The 6,010-nt window shown below is 70.1% G+C and carries 4 protein-coding genes; all 4 read right to left on the reverse strand.

The window, feature by feature from the left end:
- Positions 1–127: 127 nt before the first annotated feature.
- Positions 128–784 (reverse strand): methionine ABC transporter permease, encoded by a 657-nt coding sequence (locus ABZ260_RS44850; protein WP_343966585.1) that lies wholly within the window; start codon positions 782–784, stop codon positions 128–130.
- Positions 781–1,743, reverse strand: coding sequence for an ATP-binding cassette domain-containing protein (locus ABZ260_RS44855; RefSeq protein ID WP_350919507.1), 963 nt, complete (start codon positions 1,741–1,743; stop codon positions 781–783). Before ABZ260_RS44855 ends, ABZ260_RS44850 begins: the two co-directional genes overlap by 4 nt.
- A gap of 822 nt (positions 1,744–2,565) precedes the next feature.
- Positions 2,566–3,708 (reverse strand): Fic family protein, encoded by a 1,143-nt coding sequence (locus tag ABZ260_RS44860; RefSeq protein ID WP_355630289.1) that lies wholly within the window; start codon positions 3,706–3,708, stop codon positions 2,566–2,568.
- 176 nt (positions 3,709–3,884) lie between these two features.
- Positions 3,885–6,010 (reverse strand): endopeptidase La (gene lon / locus ABZ260_RS44865; protein ID WP_355630292.1); only part of this gene is annotated, 2,126 nt, incomplete at its 5' end.

Raw genomic sequence — 6,010 nt, forward strand, 5'->3', positions numbered from 1 at the left:
CAGCCATCACGGAGGGGGTACGGCTCGCATGAGCCGTACCCCCTTTTCGTTTTCCGTGCTTCGCAGGACGGTGCCGATGCTGGACCGGCGTGGCCGCGCGGCGGCAGAAGGTCATCGGCTCGGCCGGTCAGTCGCGCGCGAGACGGCGGGCGACGGTGTCGCCCAGGCTCTGCACGAGCTGCACGACGGCGACCAGCACGACAACGGTGACGATCATGAGGGTGGTCTCGAAGCGCTGGTAGCCGTAGCGGATGGCCAGGTCTCCGAGCCCGCCCCCGCCGATCGCCCCGGCCATCGCCGAGTACGAGATCAGCGCGACCACGGTCACCGTGAGCCCCGCGATCAGGCCGGGCATCGCCTCGGGCAGCAGCACCTTGCCGACGATGGTCGCGCGGCCGGCTCCCATGGCCTGGGCCGCCTGCACCTTGTCCCTGCCGACCTCGCGCAGCGCGGTCTCCACCAGCCGGGCGAAGAACGGCGCCGCGCCGAGCGTCAGCGGGACCACCGCGGCGATGGTGCCGATGGTGGTGCCGACGATCAGCCTGGTGAACGGGATCACCGCGATCATCAGGATGATGAAGGGCAGCGAGCGGCCCAGGTTGACGACCAGCCCCAGCACCCGGTTGAGCACCGCGGAGGGGAACAGCCCGCCCCTGTCGGTGGCGACCAGCGCCACCCCGAGCGGGAGCCCGAGCAGCACCGTGAACAGTGTCGACCACAGCACCATCTCGACGGTCTGGCCCGTCGACTCCAGCAGCATCGGGAACATCTCGTCCCAGGTCATCGGGCCTCCTCGACCAGCAGGCCGCGTTCGGCCAGGTAGCTGAGCGCGGCGGCGCGCTCGTCACCGGTGACGAGCAGGCGCAGCCGCCCCGTCGAGACGCCCGCCACCTCCTCCAGGGCCCCGCCGAGAATGTTGACGTCCACATCGAACTTGCGGACCACCTGCGACACCACCGGCTCACCGGCCTGGCCGGTGAAGGTGATCGTGACATTGCCCGGCTCCGGCTCCGGGAGGGGGAACAGCTCCGCGGCGAGCCGGGAGCCGGGCCTGGAGATCAGCTCGGGGATGGTCCCGGACTCCTCGACCAGGCCGTCGCGCATGACCGCGACCGAGTCGCAGATCGACTTGACCACGTGCATCTCGTGGGTGATCAGCAGGATGGTCAGGCCGAGTTCGCGGTTGAGGCTCTTGAGCAGGGCCAGGATCGACTGCGTGGTGCCGGGGTCGAGTGCCGAGGTGGCCTCGTCCGACAGCAGGACCGGAGGGCTGCCGGCCAGCGCGCGGGCGATGCCGACCCGCTGCTTCTGCCCTCCCGACAGCTGCGCGGGGTACGCCCCGGCCTTGTCGGCCAGCCCGACCAGCTCCAGCAACTCGGCGGTCCGCCTGGCGCGCTCGGCCTTGGCCACCCCCATGACCTCAAGCGGGAAGGCGACGTTGCCCGCGACGGTGCGGGAGGAGAGCAGCGCGAAATGCTGGTGGATCATCCCGATCCGCTGCCTCGCCTTGCGCAGGTCCCGCTCGGCCAGGCCGGTCAGCTCCTGACCCGCCACCGAGACGGTGCCGGAGGTGGGCCGCTCCAGGAGGTTCACGCAGCGCAGCAGGGTGCTCTTGCCGGCGCCGCTCTGCCCGAGCACGCCGTATATCTCACCCTCGCGGACGTGGAGGTCCACGCCGTCGACGGCGACCACCTCGCGCCCCCGATCCTGATAGACCTTTCGCAGGTCCGACACGTCAATCACTGCTGTACCTCAACATGGAACGGATCTCGGCAGGCTTCCGGGGAGGGAGCCGACGGGCATCCCGGAAGGAGGGCAGGTGGCCCGGACGGTGCGGGAGGAGGTGGTCCACCGGGCAGATCATGGCCTCTGGCCTCGGTCCGCTCCTGGCCCAACACAGCCCTTGTTTACCGTCATTCCCGACATGTTATGTTAAATCGATCGGCCTTTACGAATACCCGTGCCCGGAGTCATCCGGCGGCCTGCTCCTCCCCTCGTTCGCACGCCGGGATCGACCGGCGCCTCTCCGCCGGGGTGCCTGGCCACACGGGTTACCTCGGAACGGTCCTCGAAGATCGGCTCCAGTCAAGCCTCAGCCGGGCCGTACGCCCTCCGCAGAAACGGAGGACCCGTATCGCCAGGGCGGTCGAGGGTCGCCACCGCGCAGCGGGGCCGTACCTCGGTGTTCAGCTGGGGCCGGCGACATGACCGGGACCAGCAGGGCTGGACACGACAGGGCCGGGATCGGCGCGGCTGTAGCAGGATGCGGGAGGCGGCCGAGCAGCTGGTGGAGGTGGCGCGGTGAGGGAACTGGAGACGCTGGGCCAGGTCGACTTCCCCTATCCATAACCTGCAGACACACCTTCTCGACACCAATGATTTTTGGGCCGAAGACCCGCTGAGTGACCACCCGATGTACATCTCGTCAGGATGATCCACCTGAAGCCTGTTGATCCAGTTGGACATGGCCAACCGAAGTGGGGCAGGTGACGGGGGCTCGCCCCCTGTTGCCGAGCCTCGCCGCCGCCGACGTCGTTTTACCTGCCTACTTCAAGGAACGAAGCGCTAGTCGTGCCGGTACGGATCCCGCAGCGGGACGATCCTCCGCTCGAAGTCGTCCTTGATCGCCCGCATTCTCGCCCCCGGCGCGTAGAAGCGCCCCTTGGTCTCCCCGTACGGGGCAAGCCAGCCCTTGGCCGCCAGGTCGCGCAGGTCCCTGGCCGCCTGCCCCTGGCTGAGCGACTCGTCCAGCTGGTACCTGCTCCGGCGCAGCCGCCGGTTGACGAACACCTCGTAGAGCGCCGAGACGGTGCGGGTGTTGAGCCCGTCGGCGTCGACCTGCTCCTCCAGGAGCATCCACACCTCCCCCGCCTCGGAAAGCCTGCGCCGGACCTGCTGGGCCTGGAGGTGGTGGGCGCGCAGGCAGAAGCGCACCCAGTGCAACGTGTCCCTGTGCGGGTTCCAGGTTCGCCTTCCGCCCGCGGCCAACGTCCGGTAGTAGTCGACGGTGTTCTCCGCAGTTCCCAGCCACTCCTCGATGGAGGAGAACTCCGGGGTGGTGATCCGGTCCCTGCCGAGCACCAGCGTCTGGATCGCCCGCGACATGCGGCCGTTCCCGTCCCGCCAAGGGTGGATGCTCACCAGGTTGAAGTGGGCCATCGCCGCCCGCACGTAGCTCGGCGCCTTCAGGTCGCCCTCGTTGAGCCAGGCGACCAGCTCGGCCAGCAGCTCCGGCACCCGCTCGGCGTCCGGGCCCTCGTAGACGACCTCTCCGGTGGTGGAGTTGCGGACGTAGATGCCACCGGGCCGCACCGTGCCCGGGGTCTTGCCATGGTGATGACCGATCATCATGAAGTTGAGCGCGTGGAGCAGGCCCGCGTCGAACGCGAACACCGGGGCGCGGGAGAGCATCTGGATGTAGGTGAGCGCCTGCTGGTAGCCGGAGATCTCCCTGGCGACCGCCCTGGAGGTCTCCAGGGGCTCCTCACCGGCCATGATCGACTCGATGTCCTCGACGCTGGCCCGGTAGCCCTCGATCGAGTTGGACCCCTGGATGGCCCGCGCCTGCAGCTGGCGCCGGAGCTGACCGTCCCAGCGATGGGTCTCCGCGAGGCGGTATTTCAGGTCGCGGCGCATCTCCTCGATCTCGCCGAGGACCGCTTCGTCGACGGCCTCCAGGGAAGGCGTTCCGTACAGCATGGATCCCATGTCACCATGACCGAATCATTCGGTCAATCAACTTTATGATTCGTCCATTTATATCCGGAGGGCCTGTTCCATCCCGTGACACGTGGATTGCCGAAGCTTGGCGATCCGGCATCCACCGGGCAGCCGGACGGCCCACCCCCTCGGGTGAGAGGGCGGGCCGTCGCGGGGGTCGCCGCTCAGGCGACGGCGTGTTCGGCCACCTTGGCCGGGGTGAGCGCGATGTCCAGGACCTCGCGCACGTCGCTCACCGCGTGGACGGTGAGCTCGTCGCGGACGGCCTGCGGGACGTCGTCCAGGTCGGGCTCGTTGCGCGCCGGGATCAGCACCGTCGTGATGCCCGCCCGGTGGGCGGCCAGCAGCTTCTGCTTGACCCCGCCGATCGGGAGCACCCGGCCGGTGAGGGAGACCTCGCCGGTCATGGCCACGTCGGCGCGAACCTGACGGCCCGACAGCAGCGAGGCCAGGGCCGTGATCAGGGTGACGCCCGCGGACGGGCCGTCCTTGGGAACGGCTCCGGCCGGGAAGTGGACGTGCACCGAGCGGTCCTTGAGGGAACCGACGGGCAGCTCCAGCTCCGCACCCCGCGAGCGCAGGTAGGAGAGCGCGATCCTGGCCGACTCCTTCATCACGTCGCCGAGCTGGCCGGTCAGGGTCAGGCCGGTGTCGCCGGTCTCGGGGTCGGCCAGGGACGCCTCCACGTAGAGCACGTCACCGCCCGCCCCGGTGACCGCCAGGCCGGTCGCCACGCCGGGCACCGCCGTGCGCTGGCTGGACTCGGGAAGCGAGGACTCCGGCACGTTGCGCGGGCGGCCCAGATAGGGGACCAGGTCCCCCACCGTCACGGGCAGCTCGCCCTCGCCGAGCGCGACGTTGGCCGTCACCTTGCGCAGGATCCTGGCGATCGAGCGCTCCAGGGACCGGACCCCGGCCTCCCTGGTGTACTCACTCGCGAGCCTGCGCAGCGCGTCCTCGTCGACCGTGACGTCCTCGGCGGTGAGGCCGGCCTTGTCGAGCTGGCGCGGGAGCAGGTGGTCCCGGGCGATGGCGACCTTCTCGTCCTCGGTGTAGCCGTCGAGCGTCACGATCTCCATGCGGTCCAGCAGCGGGCCGGGGATGGCCTCGAGCACGTTGGCGGTCGCCAGGAAGAGCACGTCGCTGAGGTCGAGCTCCACCTCCAGGTAGTGGTCGCGGAAGGTGTGGTTCTGCGCGGGGTCGAGCACCTCGAGCAGCGCCGCCGTCGGGTCGCCCCGGTAGTCGGAGCCGACCTTGTCGACCTCGTCGAGCAGCACGACCGGGTTCATCGAGCCGGCCTCGCGGATGGCCCTGACGATCCGGCCCGACTGGGCGCCGACGTAGGTGCGCCGGTGACCGCGGATCTCGGCCTCGTCCCGGACACCGCCGAGGGCGACGCGGACGAACTTGCGGCCCATCGCGCGGGCGACGGACTCACCGAGGGAGGTCTTGCCGACCCCGGGAGGGCCGGCCAGCGCGAGCACGGCGCCGCTGCGACGGCCGCCGACCACGCCGAGCCCCTTCTCCGCCCTGCGCCCGCGGACGGCGAGGTATTCGATGATGCGGTCCTTGACGTCGTCGAGACCGGTGTGGTCGGCGTCGAGGACGGTGCGGGCCGCGGCGATGTCGTACGAGTCCTCGGTCCGCTCGTTCCACGGGATGTCGAGGACGGTGTCGAGCCAGGTGCGGATCCAGCCGGTCTCGGGAGACTGGTCGGAGGTCCGCTCCAGCTTGTCGACCTCCTTGAGCGCGGCCTGGCGCACCTTTTCCGGCAGGTCGGCGGCCTCGACGCGGGAGCGGTAGTCCTCCTCCTCGGAGGCGGAGGTGTCGCCGTTCAGCTCGGCGAGCTCCTTGCGGACCGCCGCGAGCTGCTGGCGGAGCAGGAACTCGCGCTGCTGCTTCTCCATGCCCTCCTGGACGTCCTTGCGGATCGTCTCGGCCACGTCGATCTCGGCCAGGTGCTCGCGCGACCACTCGACCAGCTTCTCCAACCGGTCCGCCGGGTCGGCGGTCTCCAGGATCTCCGCCTTGCGCGAGGTGCTCAGCCAGGGGGCGTAGCCGGAGTTGTCGGCCAGGACCGAGGGATCGTCCATCTGGTTGACCGCGTCGACGACCTGCCAGGCGCCCCGCTTCTGCAGGATCGTGGTGGCCAGCGCCTTGTACGCCTTCGCCAGCTCGTGGGCGCGCTCGTCCGCCGCGACCACGGGAATGCGGGTGGCCTGCACCCACAGGGCCGCGCCCGGACCGGTCGTGCCGGTGCCCACCCGGACCCGGTCGACGCCGCGCAGCA

The sequence above is a fragment of the Streptosporangium sp. NPDC006013 genome (assembly GCF_040614275.1).
GTDB lineage: Bacteria > Actinomycetota > Actinomycetes > Streptosporangiales > Streptosporangiaceae > Streptosporangium.

What these genes read in the sequence shown, in the direction of transcription:
- ABZ260_RS44850 (WP_343966585.1), bottom strand. Translation starts at nt 784, where the DNA reads ATGACCTGGGACGAGATGTTCCCGATGCTGCTGGAGTCGACGGGCCAG.
- ABZ260_RS44860 (WP_355630289.1), bottom strand. Translation starts at nt 3,708, where the DNA reads ATGGGATCCATGCTGTACGGAACGCCTTCCCTGGAGGCCGTCGACGAA.